Raw genomic sequence first — 17,871 nt, 5'->3', positions numbered from 1 at the left:
AAACATTATTTATCTCTATAAGGGTAAGTCCTTAACTTTTTTGCCTACAGCATTGTATTTGGTGAAGTAGGGCAAATATAGGGATCAACCTATGGTTTTGCAATTATTTTGATGGTTTTTATAAAGAGATGTATATTTTTTATCAAATTAAAATATTATTTTCATTTTTTGAGACAATAATACAAAAACAACAGGATTTTTCAACACATTAACTCAAAAAAACAGATTTTTATTTTCATAAATAATGAACAGGTTTGCATTACCGATGGAAAATTTTTAAATCTTTCATCCACTGATAGCCAAAATTTTGTATTTTGAAGGCCTATTTATGCAATTGAAAAATTTAATATATCATTATTATATAGTACCTTTGCACACGAAATTTAAAGAGTTTAAATATTAATTCATACTCAATACGGAGTATTAAGAAGACAAATTTATGAGTATACCTCAAGCGTTTACAGAAATGATTACTCTTGCTGATGGCAGAGAAATCACTATTGAAACAGGGAAGTTAGCTAAGCAGGCTGATGGATCTGTGGTAGTAAAAATGGGTGGAACAATGCTTTTAGCAACTGTTGTAGCCAATAAAGAAGCAAATCCTGGTGTAGATTTTTTACCATTAACAGTAGATTATAGAGAGAAATTCTATGCAGGTGGAAGAATTCCTGGAAACTTCTTCCGTAGAGAAGCAAGACCTTCAGATCAGGAAATTTTAACAATGCGTTTAGTAGACAGAGTACTACGTCCGCTTTTCCCTGAAGACTTCCACGCAGAAGTTCAGGTGATGATTTCTCTAATTTCTTATGACGGAAAAACAATTCCTGATGATTTAGCAGGTTTAGCAGCTTCGGCAGCTATTGCCATTACTGATATTCCTTTCAACGGACCAATGTCTGAAGTAAGAGTGGTAAGATTTGACGGACAACTTTCCATCAACCCAAGCTATGAAGAATTGAAAAATTCTGAATTAGACATTATGGTTGGAGCTACTAAAGACTCTATCGTAATGGTAGAAGGGGAAATGAAAGAAATTTCTGAACAGGAAATGTTAGAAGCTATTAATTTTGGTCATGCTGAAATTAAAAAGCAAATTGAAGCTCAAGAAAGATTAGCAGAAAAAGTAGGTAAAGCTTTCCCAAAAAGAGAATATTCTCACGAAAATCACGACGAAGAAATTCGTGAAAAAGTTTGGAAAGAAACTTACGATAAAGTATATGAAGTAGCAAGAACTCCATCTGGTAAAGAAGAGAGAGGTGAGAAATTCAAAGCGGTTCGTGAAGAATTCCTTGCTCAATATGCTGATAATGAAGAAGAATTGGAAAGAGTAACACCTTTCGTAAAAGTATATTATCATGATGTAGAGAAAGAAGCAATGCGTCAGATGATCCTTGAAGACAATATCCGTCTGGATGGTCGTGATCCTCAGACGATCCGTCCGATCTGGTCAGAAATTGACTACCTTCCGGGAGCTCACGGTTCTGCAGTGTTTACAAGAGGTGAAACTCAGTCTTTAACAGCTGTAACTTTAGGTTCTGTTAAGGATGCAAACATGGTAGACAGCGTTATCACGCAACATGACGAGAAATTCTTCCTACACTATAACTTCCCTCCATTCTCAACAGGTGAAGCAAGACCTTTAAGAGGTACTTCAAGAAGAGAAGTAGGACACGGAAACTTAGCTCAAAGAGCATTGCAGGCAGTTATTCCTGAAGAAAATCCATATACGATCAGAATTGTTTCTGATATCCTTGAATCAAACGGTTCATCTTCAATGGCAACAGTTTGTGCAGGAACATTAGCATTAATGGATGCAGGGGTTCAGATTACAAAACCAGTTTCCGGTATTGCAATGGGATTGATCACAGATGCAAAATCTGGTAAATTTACAGTGCTTTCTGATATCTTAGGAGATGAGGATCACCTTGGAGACATGGACTTCAAAGTAACAGGTACTGCAGATGGTATCACTGCTTGTCAAATGGATATCAAAATTCAGGGGCTTTCTATGGATATCATGGAAAAAGCTTTAATGCAAGCTAGAGACGGTAGATTACACATCTTAAATAAAATCACTGAAACTATTTCTGAGCCAAGAGCAGACGTGAAGCCTCACGCTCCGAAGATGGTAGTAATGGAGATCGCAAAAGACTTCATTGGTGCTGTAATCGGGCCTGGTGGAAAAATCATTCAGCAGATGCAGAAAGATACGGATACCGTTATTGCTATTGAAGAAATTGGTGAAATCGGACGTATCGAGATTGCAGGAACAGACAGAGAGAAAATCAATGCTGCTGTTGCAAAAATCAACGAAATTACTTTTGTACCGGTTGTAGGAGAAGTTTACAACGGAAAAGTAGTAAAAGTAATGGATTTCGGTGCTTTCGTTGCGATTGCTAAAGGAACGGAAGGGCTTCTTCACATTTCTGAAATTGAGTGGGCTCGTTTAGATAAAGTTCCTTATGCTGAAGGTGATGAAGTAGAAGTGAAGTTTATGGGTTATGATGACCGTAAGAAAATGAAGCTTTCCCGTAAAGTTCTTTTACCAAGACCTCCAAGACCAGAAGGACAAGGAAGACCGGAAGGACAAAGAAGACCAGATGGGCAAGGTAGACCAGATGGACAGAGAAGACCGGAAGGACAGAGAAGACCAGAAGGACAAGACAGACCACAAGGTGAAAGACCTGTAGAAAATCAGGAACCTTCTTCAGAAGCATAAGAATTATTCTTAGATATAAAAAGATCCCTCAACTTGAGGGATCTTTTGTTTTTTGATGGTTTAATTATACTTATTGTGCTTGTTGGATTTTACGCAAGGGCGAAAAGAGTTTAAAGTATCATGCTGTTTTAAGGCGTAAGAAAATCAAAGATTTTCAGTGAGTACATTTTTTTTGCCACGAATGCACGAATTATTTTATTTACAAATAAATTCTATGTTATTATGTGGTTACAATTAAAATGTTTTTTAAATTACCTAGTAACATAGAATAAGGTCATTCGTGCATTCGTGGCCATTAAACTTTTCCTATATCTATGTATTCAGAAAATCTTCGAGAAAATCTAACCATAATCAATTGTATCGGAGATAAAATCCCAGTGCCTTAAAGCCTACATCTTATCAGAAATCTTTGCGACTTATCATTCTCCAACAGACTACCAAGTAACTCTACAAGTCCTAGCTTCCCACTCTCTCTTTCAGATCCTCAGCCCCACCAGTTTTTCTCGGCTGTCCATTCTTAGAGGAACCAAAATTGTAAGTATAAGAAACGGTCACGACACGAGTGTCTCTTTTTACTGCAAAATTTTCAATATAATCATTATAAATAGTCTGTCCTTTCAGATTACTTGTAAAGAATATATCTGTGAAGGAGAATTTAAGAGTGCTATTATTTTTGAATTTCTTTTGCGCTCCGATATTCAGGTACCAGTTTGGGCTCATATTCAGGAAGGCATATACTTCTCTCGCTTTATAATTTCCGGTAAGTTCAGCACTAAAACCATTTCCAAGTTTAAATGAATTGATACTGTTGATATTGAAAGTGAAGTTTCCTTTGTTGTTAATTTGTGTTCCGGAAACATTTCCAGTGTAGGAACCATAATAAAAATTGGCACTGTTGTTCATATCCCACCATTGGGTAACTTTTACAGGAGCTATAAGATATAATCCGTAATACGAAGCTGAATTCAGGTTTTCAAAGGTCTGAACTGTTACATTCTGATTATTTTCAAAGGTAGGTTTTATAATATTTGTAATGTTGTCTGATGTCCTGCTATAGCTTAATGTGGCAAAATATTTATTGCTCAGGCTATAGGTGAGTTCATAATTCATTGTTGTTTGTGCATTAAGGTCAGGGTTTCCGGAGCTCATGGTTGTTGGATCAAGATAAAGCTTAAATGGGTTTAACTGATTGTAGCTAGGTCTTGCAATCCTTCTGCTAAGATTTACTTCCAGGTTGCTTTTTTCCGTCAGGTCATAGGATAATACAGCACTTGGAAAGAATTGAGTATAATTTCTTTTGTTCACCTGATTGGTGGCAAGCTGAGTCCCTTTTACATTGGTGTTTTCCAGCCTTAAGCCTGCTGTCGCTTTAAATTTATCCCATTTTTTTGAGACATTTCCATAGACCGCATTGATATTCTCTTCATAAATGAAATGATTGGTTTTTGAGAGATCAGGGATTAAGTTTTCATTGTTGACGCTAAAGAATTTCAGATCATTATCGGTTTTTACAAAGCTGGTTTTAATTCCGCTTTCAAGTTTCCAGTCATTTTTGAAATTCTTGGTAAGGTCAGATTTTAATGAATAGATATTCAGTTTTCCATCCATATCTCCCTTCATGATATCAAGTTGGTTCATTCCATCGGCTATTTGATGAGTTCTTGTTTCAAAATTCTGTAAAGAAGAGTTAGAATAGTTGATATAGTCAAAATCCGTAGAGATTTCTGAGCCTAAAGAATCAATCGTGTATTTATGGTTTAAATTAACTGAAATATTGGTCCATCGGTCATTGGAAGTATTTTGAGTATTAAAAGTGCTTTCCGGAGTGTAAGAATTTCCCATTGTTGTATTGGCATTATCACCATTAAGATTGAATTTGTTAGAAACTAATCCTACAGAAAATCCAAGTACATTTTTATCATTCAGGTAATAATCCATTCCAGCTTTAGCAATATGATTGTTGAATTTGAACTTCAAATAGTTATCCTGAATATAGGCTTTCTTGAAATTATTATTCTCATAAAAATTTCGATCCAGTACCAATCCGTTGTAAGCTTCCCTGTAAGCAAAGCTGTAGTTGGCAAAAATATTGATCTTTTTATTTCGGTGATTGATGCTGAGGCTGTTGTTGTTTTTCACATATTTACCCATTCCAAAAGAGGTAGATATACTTCCGTTTGTACCTTTTCTCTGCTCTTTTTTAAGTTTGATATTAATAATGGAAGATCCGGCCGCATCATATTTTGATGAAGGATTGGTAATAAACTCTATTTTATCAATTGTTGATGATGGAATTCCTTTAAGATAGTTGGCCAGATCACTTCCGGTCATTGGGGTATTTTTTCCATCAATCTGAATGAGAAGATTTCCTTTTCCGCGGAGGCTGATATTATCATTGTTGTCAATACTGATTCCCGGAGCTTTTTCCAATACTTCAAAGGCAGAATTTCCGGTGCTGGCTATACTGTTTTCTACGTTCATAATCATTTTGCCATCCTGTCTTTCGATCATAGGCTTGGTTTTAGTGATTGTTACTCCTTCAATAGATTTTATAGTAAGATCAATGGAAGGTAATGTGGTATTGTTAACTAATGAAATATTGTCTGAATGGTATACCTCAGATCCGTTTCTGCTGATTTTTAAGTGGTAAGTTCCGCCTTTAAGATCTTTGAATCCGAATTTTCCGTTAGAGTCAGCAATTTCGGTTTTAATCAATTTATGATCAGCATCCAACAGGTTGATTTCCATTTGTTCTGCTTTGTCCGATTTAATATTTCCTGAGAGGGAAAAATTCTGCATAGTCTGGGCTGACAATAAGCTGGTGAACAGCAGCAGTATCCAGATGAAAATGAGGGCGAATATTCTGGTCATGGCGTTTTTATTTTTTAGGGTTGAGACAGTTTTCTGAAATTTTCAGTAAAGCTGAATACATCATCTCAAGCTCATCTTTTGAAACTCCCTTCAAAGCAATCTCGCGATTATTTTCTACGATATTCTGAACCTCTTTGATGACTTTTTTTCCGGAATCTGTTACTTCCAGATTTGTTTTTCTACGATCATCAGAGTGAACATGTCTTTTGATGTATTCGGATTTTACCATTAGATCAATAATTCTCGTTACAGACGCATTGTCCTTGAAAACAAGGTCACCAATTTCATTCTGGGTAATTCCCGGGTTTTCCAGAATTGCTTTGATGATAAGCCACTGATCGATAGTGATTGTAAAACCGCTTGCTTTCAGTTGACGTTGGGCATAGTTTCTATAGGCTCTGATGGCTTTGTCTATGTTGTAGAATATGATTGAATTTAATTTTTCCATGTTTTCAAATTAATATGACTTATCAATTATTGATATATCAATTAATTAGTTGGTGACATTTGTTCTTTGTTACAACTTTCTGAAAATATTTTTATTAAAAATTAAAAACACTTGATAGAGTAGGGTGTTTTTCTGATTCAAAAAGTGTCCAAATAAGGGAATCACTAGGTGATGTAAAATAAATTCAGTCAAAAAAAATAAATAGAATATAATTTTTAAATAGCTTTGAAAGATAAAATATAATCATCATGGCTTATACTATAGAATTGGCTGACAGGGTTAGAGAATGGCTAGCCCAAGTGAATGATATTAAAGTTGAAGAAAAGAAAATGTTTGGCGGCCTGGCATTTTTGGTGAATGACAAAATGTGTATCAATATCAGTCACGACAACCTGATGTGCCGTTACAATCCTGAAAAGGAAGAAGAAGTAGCGGAGAAAAAAGGTTTTCTTCCTATGATGATGAGGGGAAAGCAACTAAAAGAATACTGTTATGTAGAACCTATTGGTTTTCAGAAACCCGAAGATTTTGAATATTGGATGAGGCTTTGTCTTGATTACAACAAAATTGCCAAGGCTTCAAAGAAGAGATAAGATATTCTTTAAACATAAAAAACCACCGTTGAGCCGGTGGTTTTTTCATTATTTTGTCTTCTTATTTTCTTCAGAAAGGTTTTTGAACTCTTTCTCGCTGACTTCCTTTCCTTCAAAGTAATATTTTATCTTCTGGGTGCTGTCATTGTTTGTGTAGGTAGATTTTCCGTGCATTTTTTCGTCTTTCCAGCTTACCTCGTTGGTGCTTTTCTTCTCATACCAAACGGACCGTATCTTTTTCCCGTTTTCATCATATTCCGTTTCTGAATAGACAAAAGGAGTACCATCCTTTTCATAATTAAAGTATTTCTGGATTCCTATCCGATGACCATCCTTGTAATGATCTATATGGATGACCTTACCATCTTTGTCATAATAAGTCTTATCAAGATTTACATTTTGTACAGATTGTGTCTTGCCATCAGGAAAATAAATGATTTCCTTGATGAATTTATCATTCTCATAATAGGCTTCGCTTTGAAGGCTTCCCTTATCATTGTAATATTTGTTGGAAGTTCTTTTGCCATGATCGAAGTTTTCCTGTGTCTTTAGAAGATTATTCTGATAGAGTTCCTTGGCTCCATGCAGTTGGTCATCTTTATAATTGGTAACATTCACGAGCTCTCCGCTAGGATAATAAGTCTTCCAGGTTCCTGTTTTCTTTCCAGCATTGTCGTAGAACTCCTCCGATTTTATTTTTCCGATATCATAATAATTCTTATGCGTTCCTACTGGTTTTCCGAAACTGAAGAGATTCTTGGAAAGAAGTTCCCCGTTCCTATTGTATTTTTCTACATAGCCATTGAATTGATTGTTGAAATATGTCGCGAAGAATCTTTTGACACGCTGTGGCTTTTTCTTCTCCGTTTTCTTCTCTGTCTCATTCTTGACATCCGTGGGAGTATCAACGCTGTATACCGTATAAGGGCCATTTTTGATATCTCTTTCAATGATATTGTAATCTACTAGGGAAGTTCCATTGTATGCAAGTGCTACTTGTCCTTTCTTGAAGTCAGAAGGATAAGTAATGTTAAGGTTGTCATTGGAGATGGATACAGGACCGATAAGCTTACCTTTATTATAAGCGCCTTGAATGATATATTCTTTTGCATCATAACGTTCTTTAGGATCGGTAAAATATACTTTCTTGATTCCATTCTTCAGATTATTCTTGTAAGGAACTTCGGAATAGAGCTTTCCGGACTCGCTGTACACCTTATATAACCCATCCAGCTTACCATTTTTATAAGGGATTTCCTGAAAAAGCATTCCCCCTGGATAATAAATCTTCTTTATCCCATCAATTATTTTATTCTTGAAGGGAGTAGTGGAATAGAAGTTTTTGTATAGGACGGTGTTTACTTCAATCTTATCGGATTTTTCAAGATCTTCCTTCAATCCGGGATAATCTTTTTCTATCGTATTGAGATCCGTTAGAAAGTCTTCTGGAGTGAACATTTTATCTTTGAAGAAAGCTTCTTCATAGGCTTTCGTTATTTCCTTACTGAGAACCGTATAGGAAATTACTTCCGAATCATAATCATAGTAATTCTGGGCTGCTGCAAGGCTTGTGGTAAAAAGAAGAAGCAGACTGTATTTTTTGAATTTCATGTTTTAGTTTTTAAAATAAAGTTGACCTTGTTTGTTGGCGAAGCCCAATAATTTTCCTTTCTCATCTTGTAGAGTGATTATCATTGTTCCTTGAGGAGTTCCGGCAGAAGTATATTGGCTGCTGCGGTATGGATAGCTCATCAGAATATTACGGATGGGATATGAAAAGACAGGTTCAACTAAATTATTTTCAATGCTGCCGTTAGGGATAACGGGTTTCAGGAATCCATATTTGCCATCTTTTTTGATTTGAAGAAAGCTTCCCGACCCATAGGTGACCTTTTTATTGACGATTTCATCATATACAGGCTGGAGGATGTATTTACCCTGAGGAATGACAACCCCATATTTTCCATCCTTAATGACGGTCCAGTTGCTATAATTATTGCCATAGAAAGGGTCGTTGAGGATAATGTCATCAAATTCATCAGGAAAAATCATCTGCTGTAGATTATTGATCAACTTGTACTTCATCTTTCCATTTTTCTTGTTACCCAATAGGAAAATTTGCCCACTATACTGGGAATCATATCCAGGACTTATCACTTTGATTGTTTCAAATTCTGTAGGCTTCTTCTCACTGATAAGAATTTGGTTCTTATCTTTATGGGTAAAGGTAATATAGTTGTTGTAGATATAGATGGTATCACCCTCTTTCTTCTGTGGTGAACCGCTCATACTTACGATCTTGATGTCCTTCGAGCCTTTTGGCAGTTTTAATCTCTTGGTTACCTTCTCATTTTTTGCATGGTTATAATGATAAGTAACATATGGAAAGTCATTCTCCATAGAATAGGAAACGCCAACATATATAGGCTGTTTCTTTACTTCCTGATATCCTGGATCATTGGAAACTGTTTTTCCTGATGAGGGCGGTGGAGGAGGTGGACTATAAGACGGGCTTCTTACCCCTTCATCATAATCCCTGTATACTTCATAAACGGCACTAGGTTGTTTTATAGTTTCCTGATATGAACTTCCATAATAATCTCTATTACGATTGGTATTCTTAACAATTCTCTCATTGAAGTTTTTGGAGGTGACAGGTTCCAGTTTATTGTCACGAATTGTCATCTTTACTTCAGACAATGGATCAGCTTCGTTCTTTCTGTATCTGATGTCAAGTTCATAGGCATCCCTATTTTCCGTAACGGAAATGGAATAGTAATCCTTAAATACATATTGGGAAATTTTATGTTCCTTCGGGTCCCAGATGAAAAAATCTTCCTTCATGTTTTCATTCAATACATGGAAGATAAGGTTGGGGCCAAATCTCTCTCCAATCCACATAGAAATTACAGGGTTTTCGGTAATCTTTGTACCATCTTTATCCAAAATGACCCTGCTTTTTTTATCATTGTCATATTCAGCAATGATGAAACCTTTATAGGTAGGAAAGATATTTTTGAATTCAGGAAGGAGTATTTCTTTTCCGCTCAATAGCATTCCTTTTTTTCCAGCTTTGAAAGTATGAAGAAGGTTGAAGTCATAATCATCCTGCTCATTGAACTGAAGAGAATCAAATTTTGGGGCAATGATTTCACCGCCGGCATAATTGGATATTCCCCATAGATTTCCATCCCTGTATGGAATATACAGCTCCTGTGCATAGGCTGAAATGCTTAAAAGAGAGAGTGAAAAAAAAGTAAATTTTCTTGAAAATATGAATTTCATTTTTTAGTTTTTGCAAAAATAGTTTAATTTATTCGTTGAAGTTGCTTATTGTAAGGGTTCTTAGCTGCTTTTCTCCTAAAGATAAAGAGCTTCGCGAATGTTAACCAAAATCTTCATAGATTTTTCTGTATCCGGATATTCCGGAAGGTCAGAAATATTATGCTGTTCCTCAATAGATTGTATCAGATCTTCCGCTTTATTCATTACTGCTTCATACGACCAATTTCCGGCTTTGATATCCAGCAATTCATCCCGGTTCTCTACACGGGTTTGAAGAGATTGGGTTCTAAAAATCTGTTCACATGACTGCAATAAACGGATGGTGTGCATCATATTTTTGCTGTCGTAGTTCTGCCCATGCGTTTGATTAATATTGTATCGGTCTTCATTGCGTTCTTCTACCCACTTCCAATATTCTCTATAGTCTTTGCAGTACGTAGAGTAAGCATCCAGGTTACAAAACAGATAAGCATCATGCTTTTCATCCTTGGGAACAGAAGATACTGAAACCTGATTCGCTTCTTCATGCTGGATAATTCCTTTATAATCCAATATTTGAGAGTCATCATAAAATAGCGCAAACATTCCTTTGGTGTGGTCAATATTTGTTAACCCACATCTTTCCTGAACTTTACCGTTTTCCGACAACCATTTTTTCAAAGGAAGAGAACCTTGTCCGTCAAGAATAAAGCAGAAATCAAGAACGGATTTTCTTTCTTTGTCAATAGGGTTCAGTATCTTTTTGTTAAGACCTTTCGCTTTTTTAATCTGGGAAATGGCATATCCGGCAAAGGTGTCCTTACATAATTTAGAGAGAAAATCCTCAGGTTTAAGCACATCCATCAACGGATCTTTATAAAGAATGCAATCCTCAGGACTTGCCAAAACCTCCAGAATATTAGGGTTATTCTTTTGCAACAGTTCCACAAACCTTCCGATCTCATAATAAGTAATATCATTCGTCTCATTGGAAATCTGTGGAATATAGTTCAGCCCGAAGAAATCTTCCTTCGGTAAGTAGTACACTCCGCGGATATCCGTATCCGAAGTTTCCGTTGCCAGCCCGAAAGCGCGGCTTCCGGAGATGGCTTCGAAGAGGAGGAGGTTGTTGGTTTTTAGGTCTTGGATGGTCATTTTAATTATTCAAATAAAAGTCTTTTATATTAGTATTTAACACAACTATTGACAACAACTTCCAGTGCTTTTTCTGCATCACAGGCATATAGTCCTGAACACCAGGCTGGATTAGCTTCAATTAATGCCCAGCCTTTTCCTGTGATAATTCCGAAATCCAGTACTACAGCCTTAGGCAAAGTAGGAGAGTATTTCTGAATAAACTCATTAAAAAATTCAAACATATTATGTTCTTCAGTTTCAGATAATGAACTTGTATCAAATCTATTGTTTCTCCAATAAGAAGAATATGTTTTTATTTCATTATTAAGTACAAAGCATCTTACTTCAAGTTCCCATTCTACTACTTCTGAGGTGAAAACTGTAGAATGCAAATCTACAGTGTCAAAACCTTTGATATCCGTCAGCTTATGATAAACCCCTGCTTTAAAACTTTTAAAGTCAGAACATTTAATGAAAATATCTTTTTCTTGTAGAAAGTCTCTTAATTGTCCATAGGTAATTTTACGTTTGACAAATTCTTCTGAGATACCAGCAAGCCAATCATCCTTTGGTTTTGTTAAAGTCAGATTACATTGTTCAGCAACAATTTCGGAATAAATATCTTCACCATAGACTGCAATTACATCGGTACGAAATTCCTCAGGGACATTCCATTTTGCATTGAAACGGCTCAGTTCGTAAGGTGAATTGATGGATGCTTTTTTGAGATTGTTACTATCTTCCGTATACATAGGAGAGAGTGCAATTATATTTTTCATTTGGTGTTATTTCATAAGATTAATAATTATTTTTCTGACGGTCTAGAGTTTCTCTGATAACTTCCGGTAAAGGCCTAAACTCAGTAAGAATTTTGTATTTTATTCCTGCTGTTGTTGTGTAAGACGAAATACTATCTGCTATATTACCTTTTTCTTCTTTATTGAGGATTAAATGATCATAATGTCCCAAGTCCATGGTGAGGATCAGTTCTTCTCCGGATCTCCTGAACTCTTCATAACATTTGTTGATAAAATCAAAAGCAAGATTTGTTCTGTCGAAACACTTTTCTTTGATACGATATTCGTAAATAGCTTCATCAAGCAGCATTGATAATTCAGTCAGATCTACATCCTGTCCATGAATTTCTTTGTATCGGCTAACAACCAGTTCAATGAAGGCTTCCGTATAGAAAATGTTAAAGCTATCATCATCCACATGCCAAAAAATACTATAATAATAATTATGCTTTGGAAGATCATGTCTTTTGAAAGTTTCGATCACTGATAGAGGAACTTCAAGTCCTATTTCTTCCTTTAAGAACTGGCATCTTTCAATAAATTCATGTGTTTTTTCTTCCTCTTTGGGAATCAATTTTTCAAGCTCTTTTTGAAAGGGTTGAATATCCTTCTTTTTGAAAAAATTAAATATTTTCATTTCTTTAAAGGTTTAATATTTCCCTAAAAACCCTCTCCATCTCCTTCTTATCAGCATTTCCACCTTTCAAATCCTTAGACTTTTCCTCATTCTCAGCTATCGTTTTCTCTAAAAACTCAAATAATTCCCAATCATTCGGGTGATAATAAGCTTCTCCTTTGGTAGCTTTTAGGGTTACTAGGTCTTCTATTTTGGTTTTCGTTTTATCATCAACTAAAACAAGTAATTCACTGAACAACACTGGTGGAACCGTTCCTTTCTCTATGATCCATTTTCCGGTTAAGGCAGTTCGCAGACAATAAAAATAACTTTTTAATTTTACTTCATCAGCTCTGCAGGCTTCCAGATATTTTTTACTCATGCTTAAATAATGATATGAAACTGCTACCGGTGAAAAGCAGGCATCAGCCAATGGTTTGAAAAGCTCTACAAACTTTGTATTTTCTGTATAAACGATAGGAGAGTAGAACCAGCTCAGTAAAGCGGCATTTGATTTCAGCAAAAGATGAAAGGTTTTCCTAAGATCCCATCCGGAACCATCCAGGTCATCTTCGGTCATAAATTCTATCGTTTCATCCTTACCCCAAGGCGAAAGATACCAGTCTTTTTCATGCCGGTATATAAAACGTATATCATAATCACTGTCCGGAGAGGCAAAACCCCACGCTCTGCTTCCGGATTCAACGGCAAGAAGGACTTTTACCCCTCGTGTCGCTTCTACTTCTTTTATTTTTTCTAGTATTTTTGGTGTCATTGTTTTCAATTTTATACTGCAAAGTAAAGTGGATTGTGCGCAATGTTATTACGTAGTTGTTTTGAGTTTGAGAATGGTAGGGTTTGAGAGTAGGAGTGTTCTGGAGTGCTAAGTTCAAGGTTTAAGGTTGGTGGGCATTGAATAGGCTCATTATCTAAAATCCGGGATTTTTGTCTTTCATCTCTTCGTCTATTTTCTATTTTCTCACCAATACCTCCTTGAGCCATTACCCAAAATACTCCTTATTTCACTAATATTGCATTTTCTCTATTTAACATAACTACTTTATATCCATGTTGACAACCGAACTACAGCATAAAATTGATTTCAAGACCAAACCTTTAGGTGCATTAGGACATCTGGAATACCTTGCCCACAAAATAGGAATGGTTCAAAATACCACGTCGCCTCAACTTACAAATCCTCATCTGGTGGTTTTTGCAGCAGATCATGGAATTGCAAAGGCAGGTGTAAGTGCCTATCCACAAGAAGTTACGTATCAAATGGTGATGAATTTCTTAGGCGGTGGAGCAGCGATCAATGTCTTTTGTAAACAACATAATATTGAAATCAAGATTGTAGATGCAGGAGTCAATTTTGATTTTCCGGAAGGATTGGAGTTAATCGATCATAAAGTCAGAAAATCCAGCCGTAATATCCTGGAGGAACCTGCCATGACTTCTGAAGAATATCAACAGGCTTTACAGAATGGAAGCGCAGTAGTGGCAGATATTGCTAAAACAGGCTGTAATATCATTGGTTTTGGTGAAATGGGAATCGGAAATACTTCCGCTTCTTCTCTGATGATGAGTCAATTGTTTGATCTTCCTATTGTAAGTTGTATTGGACGTGGCACGGGACTGAACGATGACCAGTTTCTGAATAAAATCAATATTTTATCAGCTGCCATAGAGAAATATCCGGATAGTAGAACTCCGGACGAAATTGCGCAGACTTTTGGCGGACTGGAAATGGTGCAAATGGTTGGTGCCATGGAAGAAGCTTTCCATCAGAATATGTTGATTATGGTAGACGGATTTATTGCTACCGTTGCAGTAGCCACCGCATGGAGAAAAAATCCTGATATTCTGAATAACTGTATATTCTGTCATGTAAGTGATGAGAATGCGCATCTCCAGCTTTTGGAATTATTGGGACAGAAAGCTTTACTCAACCTTAATTTACGCCTGGGAGAAGGAACGGGCAGCGCATTAGCTTATCCAATTATTCAAAGTGCCGTAAATTTCCTGAATGAAATGTCCAGTTTTGAAGATGCTCATGTTTCAAATAAAGAATAAATGAAGACCTTAAAGAATGAATTGATCTACTTTGCAACGGCTCTGATGTTCTTCACCAGAATTCCCGTTCCGTTTCCCATTCCGTATTCCGGTGAGATCATGAATAAATCCCAGAAGTATTTTGCGTGGATCGGACTTTTGGTAGGGTTGATTAATGCAGGGATTTTATATCTTTCTTATCAGCTTTTTAACCTGGAAATAGGAATCGTTCTGATGATGATTAGCAGTGTTTTGCTTACAGGAGCCTTTCATGAAGATGGCTTTACAGATATGTGTGACAGTTTTGGAGGTGGATATGGAAAGGAAAGAATTCTTACCATTATGAAAGACAGCAGAGTAGGAGCTTACGGAACCATCGGGATTATTTTATTGTTTGCTTTAAAATTTCTCAGTATTCAGGCGTTGGGATCCATTGATCTGATGAAAACTCTCGGTATTATTATTCTGGCACATACTGCAAGCCGTTTTATTTCCGGAACGATGATTTACACTCATCAGTATGTGACGGATATTGACGTAAGCAAATCAAAACCTCTGGCCAATAAACCTTTGGATGGAATGGCTCTGTTGGTAAGTTTTATCGGGGTTTTAATTTCTTTTGCTTTGATTCCGGACTGGCGCTTGATATTGGCTTTTGCATTGGCTTATTTTGGAAAGATCTGCATGGGATGGTATTTTAAAAAACATATCGGCGGCTATACCGGAGATTGTTTAGGAGCTGTACAGCAGGTTACCGAAGTTTTATTGTATTTAGGAACAATGATCGTATGGAAATTCATCTGATTCGTCATACTGCGGTAGATAATCCGGAAAATCTGTGTTATGGATTTGCCGAAATGCCTTTACGAAAGGAGTATTCGAATGATTTTAAAAACTTAAATCTGGATAACGGTTTTGAGCTGGTAATTTCAAGTCCGGCACAACGTTGCTGCCTTTTGGCTGAACATTTTAAGTTTAAGTTTTCAACTGATGAAAGGATTCGGGAGATGAATTTTGGAAATTGGGAATTAAAAAAATGGACAGAGATTCCTGAGGAAGAAATCAATCCCTGGTATAAAGATTTTATTAATATAAAAGCTTCAGGGGGCGAAAACCTTATTGAAATGCAGACCCGCGTTATCAGTTTTTGGAACGAATTGGTTGCTAAAAAAGATATTGGAAAAGTCCTGATTATTGCTCATGCAGGGGTCATCCGTCTGATTCTTCAGGCTGTACTGCAGTTCCCGCTAGAGAATATGTTCAAGATTCAGATCGGATACGGAAAGAAAGTAATTATTCAGGAAAATGATGGACATCTTTCTATTGTAAGTATAAATGTATGATAAGCAATTAGTTTTAGAATAAATCTGTGTTATCTGCAAAATTTGCGAGAGTAAAAATCTATGACATCTGCGCGAAATAAAAAGCTCCCACAGATCACACAAATGTTTATGCTTAAGAAAATCTGTTCAGTCTTTGAGAGATAAAATCATCTGTTAAAAGAAAAAACGCCATTCAAAATTTTGAACAGCGTATTTTTATTTAAAGACTTTAATAAAGCTATCTTTTTCAAGCGTTTCCAGTGAAAAATCAAAATCAGCTTCCTCTTTTTCTGTGGTAATCTCTGCTCCAAGCTCTTTTATAAGCTCATTGAAAGACATCGCTTCATACCATTGTTGATATAATGCACTGGTTGCCATCATAGACACTTCATTATTTCCGGAAACATGAGAGTGCCCTGCTCCGAAATTCAACAATACGAAACATTGCTTTCCGCCTTTTGGTAAAAGAATTCCCAGAATCGTTTGTTTCTGAACCGAGTTACATCTGGCCTCAGCAAAGAGATTATTCGGATTCATCATATAGTCATAGGAAATTTGATCTCCTTTTCCGATGACAATTTTATACCCACAATTTGCATCTCCGCTGAAGACATTATTCATGACAAGCGTTGGGGTACTTAAGCCTTTATCGGCATAAAGATATTCAACAGCACCGTTGGGAGCAGAAGTCATATCTCCTGAATACATCAATTGTCCTTCACCATAATTATAAGCTGCATTCCAACCTATTTTTCCGGAAATATTCAATCCTGAAAGGTCAAGGTCACGAGCACCCCATCTATCTTCCCAATAAATACCAACAGCCAGTCTATCCCCATAGAAACGGGTTCCGGTAGGAATATTCCCAACAAACATTTTTTCAGAAGTTGGTAATGCAAATTCTACATTCTCAGGAAAATAGAATTTCTTTCCGGAAAAGCTTTCATATTTCAGTTTCAGAAAATCTAAAATAAAATCATAGTTGAATTGATTCACATAAGTTTCCTTACCCTTTTTAACCCACGATTTTCCATTTCTGATTCTATACACAAAAGTATCCTGACCATACATTCTTGAGTGGCATGCTGACAATGCTTTGAATAAGGCAAATGGTGTTGCATTTTCTAACCAATGCCAATCGGTGGCTTCTAATAATGTATGAGTAGCATCATTCAACGGGTTTGAAATTAATGGCTTATGACAAACTTTAGATAGCTTCGAAATTTTATTAATTGTTTTCGGAGCCCTGTTTTTATAAGCAAGAAATAATGGTTTAAATCTGTTGAAAATTTCTCCCAGTTTTTCCAGTCCGAAGTTTTCGAACAGATATGCTGGATTAAATTTGCTTTGTTTAATTAAGCCAATCAATTCATCGTTTTTAATTAAAAGCGTTGTTTGAGTGGTTTTATAAATCACATAACGGAAAAACTCAACAGGATGTTCTGGATAGATCTCATATAAATCGGCTATTTTTATAATAGCTTCCTTATTTCTGATATTTTCTGTTCCTGTAAAATCATAATCAAGCTCTTCTGTAAGGATATATAAAAGATCATTGATTGTTTCTTCTTTTAATGCAATTCCGGATCTCAGCAGAGAAAGGCACTTTTCCTGCATTTCTTCTACAGTATAAGCTTTGATCACTTTAAAAATCATCTTCACATCAGGAACATTCAGTATTTCCTGAGGAATATAGATTTCACTATGGAAATTACTTCCATAGGTTGAAATATAATGCTGAATCTGTTCAAAAAATAACTCAATTCTGGATGTATTTTTTATTTTCTCCCAGGATTTATGAAAAGTTTTATTCAGATCATTTCCATTCAGTTTTTCCTTTGCATAATAAGAGATGATCTCTTTTTTAGCCCAAAGAGCATCAGATTCAATAATGAAACCTTCATTGGAAATAAATGGCGTTTCATCTGATTTTTTAGTCAATACAGCATTGAATAATTGTAATGTTTTCATTGTTTTAAGTTTAAAAAATAAGTGAGGAGTAGGTTCATTAAAAGTGAAGTGTATAGGAACTCCTTTTACCTATAGTTTATA

14 protein-coding genes are annotated in these 17,871 nt (G+C 35.9%); 5 read left to right on the top strand and 9 right to left on the bottom strand.

Annotation, left to right across the window (positions count from 1 at the left end; translation table 11 throughout):
* The first annotated feature begins 439 nt into the window (after positions 1-439).
* Positions 440-2,719, top strand: a complete 2,280-nt coding sequence (locus tag NBX25_RS07835) for a polyribonucleotide nucleotidyltransferase (RefSeq protein WP_250253361.1) — start codon at positions 440-442, stop codon at positions 2,717-2,719.
* A gap of 456 nt (positions 2,720-3,175) precedes the next feature.
* Here NBX25_RS07835 and NBX25_RS07830 read toward each other — a convergent pair whose 3' ends face one another.
* Together NBX25_RS07830 and NBX25_RS07825 are read right to left on the bottom strand one after the other, a co-directional pair.
* Positions 3,176-5,590, bottom strand: coding sequence for an outer membrane beta-barrel family protein (locus NBX25_RS07830; protein ID WP_250253360.1), 2,415 nt, complete (start codon positions 5,588-5,590; stop codon positions 3,176-3,178).
* A 7-nt stretch (positions 5,591-5,597) separates the two neighbouring features.
* Positions 5,598-6,038: a MarR family winged helix-turn-helix transcriptional regulator gene (locus tag NBX25_RS07825; protein ID WP_250253359.1), complete on the bottom strand. Its 441-nt coding sequence runs from the start codon at positions 6,036-6,038 to the stop codon at positions 5,598-5,600.
* Between the two features lie 248 nt (positions 6,039-6,286).
* Between NBX25_RS07825 and NBX25_RS07820 the strand changes: the two genes are divergently transcribed.
* Positions 6,287-6,631 carry a TfoX/Sxy family protein gene (locus NBX25_RS07820; RefSeq protein WP_250253358.1) on the top strand — a complete coding sequence of 115 codons (345 nt, stop codon included), beginning with the start codon at positions 6,287-6,289 and terminating at the stop codon, positions 6,629-6,631.
* Positions 6,632-6,679: 48 nt separating this feature from the next.
* Here NBX25_RS07820 and NBX25_RS07815 read toward each other — a convergent pair whose 3' ends face one another.
* The 6 genes from NBX25_RS07815 to NBX25_RS07790 form a co-directional block, all read right to left on the bottom strand.
* A complete protein-coding gene (locus NBX25_RS07815; protein WP_250253357.1) occupies positions 6,680-8,242 on the bottom strand; it encodes a toxin-antitoxin system YwqK family antitoxin in 1,563 nt (520 codons plus the stop codon).
* A gap of 3 nt (positions 8,243-8,245) precedes the next feature.
* Complete coding sequence (locus NBX25_RS07810) at positions 8,246-9,916, bottom strand: WG repeat-containing protein (protein WP_250253356.1); 1,671 nt, start codon at positions 9,914-9,916, stop codon at positions 8,246-8,248.
* Positions 9,917-9,991: 75 nt separating this feature from the next.
* Entirely contained in the window at positions 9,992-11,050 is a 1,059-nt protein-coding gene (locus NBX25_RS07805; protein WP_250253355.1) for a nucleotidyltransferase domain-containing protein, read from the bottom strand.
* A 29-nt stretch (positions 11,051-11,079) separates the two neighbouring features.
* Complete coding sequence (locus NBX25_RS07800) at positions 11,080-11,811, bottom strand: ATP-grasp domain-containing protein (RefSeq protein WP_250253354.1); 732 nt, start codon at positions 11,809-11,811, stop codon at positions 11,080-11,082.
* 19 nt (positions 11,812-11,830) lie between these two features.
* Positions 11,831-12,466 carry a hypothetical protein gene (locus NBX25_RS07795; protein WP_250253353.1) on the bottom strand — a complete coding sequence of 212 codons (636 nt, stop codon included), beginning with the start codon at positions 12,464-12,466 and terminating at the stop codon, positions 11,831-11,833.
* A 4-nt stretch (positions 12,467-12,470) separates the two neighbouring features.
* Entirely contained in the window at positions 12,471-13,220 is a 750-nt protein-coding gene (locus NBX25_RS07790; protein ID WP_250253352.1) for a nucleotidyltransferase domain-containing protein, read from the bottom strand.
* Between the two features lie 293 nt (positions 13,221-13,513).
* Between NBX25_RS07790 and cobT the strand changes: the two genes are divergently transcribed.
* From cobT to NBX25_RS07775, 3 genes are read left to right on the top strand one after another with little or no spacing between them, the layout of a single operon-like run.
* Positions 13,514-14,518, top strand: a complete 1,005-nt coding sequence (gene cobT, locus NBX25_RS07785) for a nicotinate-nucleotide--dimethylbenzimidazole phosphoribosyltransferase (protein WP_250253351.1) — start codon at positions 13,514-13,516, stop codon at positions 14,516-14,518.
* Positions 14,519-15,301, top strand: a complete 783-nt coding sequence (locus NBX25_RS07780; protein ID WP_250253350.1) for an adenosylcobinamide-GDP ribazoletransferase — start codon at positions 14,519-14,521, stop codon at positions 15,299-15,301. It abuts the gene before it with no gap.
* Positions 15,286-15,840, top strand: coding sequence for a histidine phosphatase family protein (locus NBX25_RS07775; protein WP_250253349.1), 555 nt, complete (start codon positions 15,286-15,288; stop codon positions 15,838-15,840). Before NBX25_RS07780 ends, NBX25_RS07775 begins: the two co-directional genes overlap by 16 nt.
* Positions 15,841-16,035: 195 nt before the next feature.
* Here the strand turns inward: NBX25_RS07775 and NBX25_RS07770 are convergent, their stop codons facing one another.
* Positions 16,036-17,790 carry a hypothetical protein gene (locus NBX25_RS07770; RefSeq protein ID WP_250253348.1) on the bottom strand — a complete coding sequence of 585 codons (1,755 nt, stop codon included), beginning with the start codon at positions 17,788-17,790 and terminating at the stop codon, positions 16,036-16,038.
* Between the last annotated feature and the right edge of the window lie 81 nt (positions 17,791-17,871).

The organism is Chryseobacterium sp. Marseille-Q3244, from assembly GCF_940807095.1.
Lineage (GTDB): Bacteria > Bacteroidota > Bacteroidia > Flavobacteriales > Weeksellaceae > Chryseobacterium.
Note: the sequence above shows the minus strand (reverse complement) of the source record. Positions and strands in the feature narration are given on the sequence as shown.

What these genes read in the sequence shown, in the direction of transcription:
- NBX25_RS07835 (WP_250253361.1), top strand. Translation starts at nt 440, where the DNA reads ATGAGTATACCTCAAGCGTTTACAGAAATGATTACTCTTGCTGATGGC.
- NBX25_RS07830 (WP_250253360.1), bottom strand. Translation starts at nt 5,590, where the DNA reads ATGACCAGAATATTCGCCCTCATTTTCATCTGGATACTGCTGCTGTTC.
- NBX25_RS07825 (WP_250253359.1), bottom strand. Translation starts at nt 6,038, where the DNA reads ATGGAAAAATTAAATTCAATCATATTCTACAACATAGACAAAGCCATC.
- NBX25_RS07820 (WP_250253358.1), top strand. Translation starts at nt 6,287, where the DNA reads ATGGCTTATACTATAGAATTGGCTGACAGGGTTAGAGAATGGCTAGCC.
- NBX25_RS07815 (WP_250253357.1), bottom strand. Translation starts at nt 8,242, where the DNA reads ATGAAATTCAAAAAATACAGTCTGCTTCTTCTTTTTACCACAAGCCTT.
- NBX25_RS07810 (WP_250253356.1), bottom strand. Translation starts at nt 9,916, where the DNA reads ATGAAATTCATATTTTCAAGAAAATTTACTTTTTTTTCACTCTCTCTT.
- NBX25_RS07805 (WP_250253355.1), bottom strand. Translation starts at nt 11,050, where the DNA reads ATGACCATCCAAGACCTAAAAACCAACAACCTCCTCCTCTTCGAAGCC.
- NBX25_RS07800 (WP_250253354.1), bottom strand. Translation starts at nt 11,811, where the DNA reads ATGAAAAATATAATTGCACTCTCTCCTATGTATACGGAAGATAGTAAC.
- NBX25_RS07795 (WP_250253353.1), bottom strand. Translation starts at nt 12,466, where the DNA reads ATGAAAATATTTAATTTTTTCAAAAAGAAGGATATTCAACCCTTTCAA.
- NBX25_RS07790 (WP_250253352.1), bottom strand. Translation starts at nt 13,220, where the DNA reads ATGACACCAAAAATACTAGAAAAAATAAAAGAAGTAGAAGCGACACGA.
- cobT (WP_250253351.1), top strand. Translation starts at nt 13,514, where the DNA reads ATGTTGACAACCGAACTACAGCATAAAATTGATTTCAAGACCAAACCT.
- NBX25_RS07780 (WP_250253350.1), top strand. Translation starts at nt 14,519, where the DNA reads ATGAAGACCTTAAAGAATGAATTGATCTACTTTGCAACGGCTCTGATG.
- NBX25_RS07775 (WP_250253349.1), top strand. Translation starts at nt 15,286, where the DNA reads ATGGAAATTCATCTGATTCGTCATACTGCGGTAGATAATCCGGAAAAT.
- NBX25_RS07770 (WP_250253348.1), bottom strand. Translation starts at nt 17,790, where the DNA reads ATGAAAACATTACAATTATTCAATGCTGTATTGACTAAAAAATCAGAT.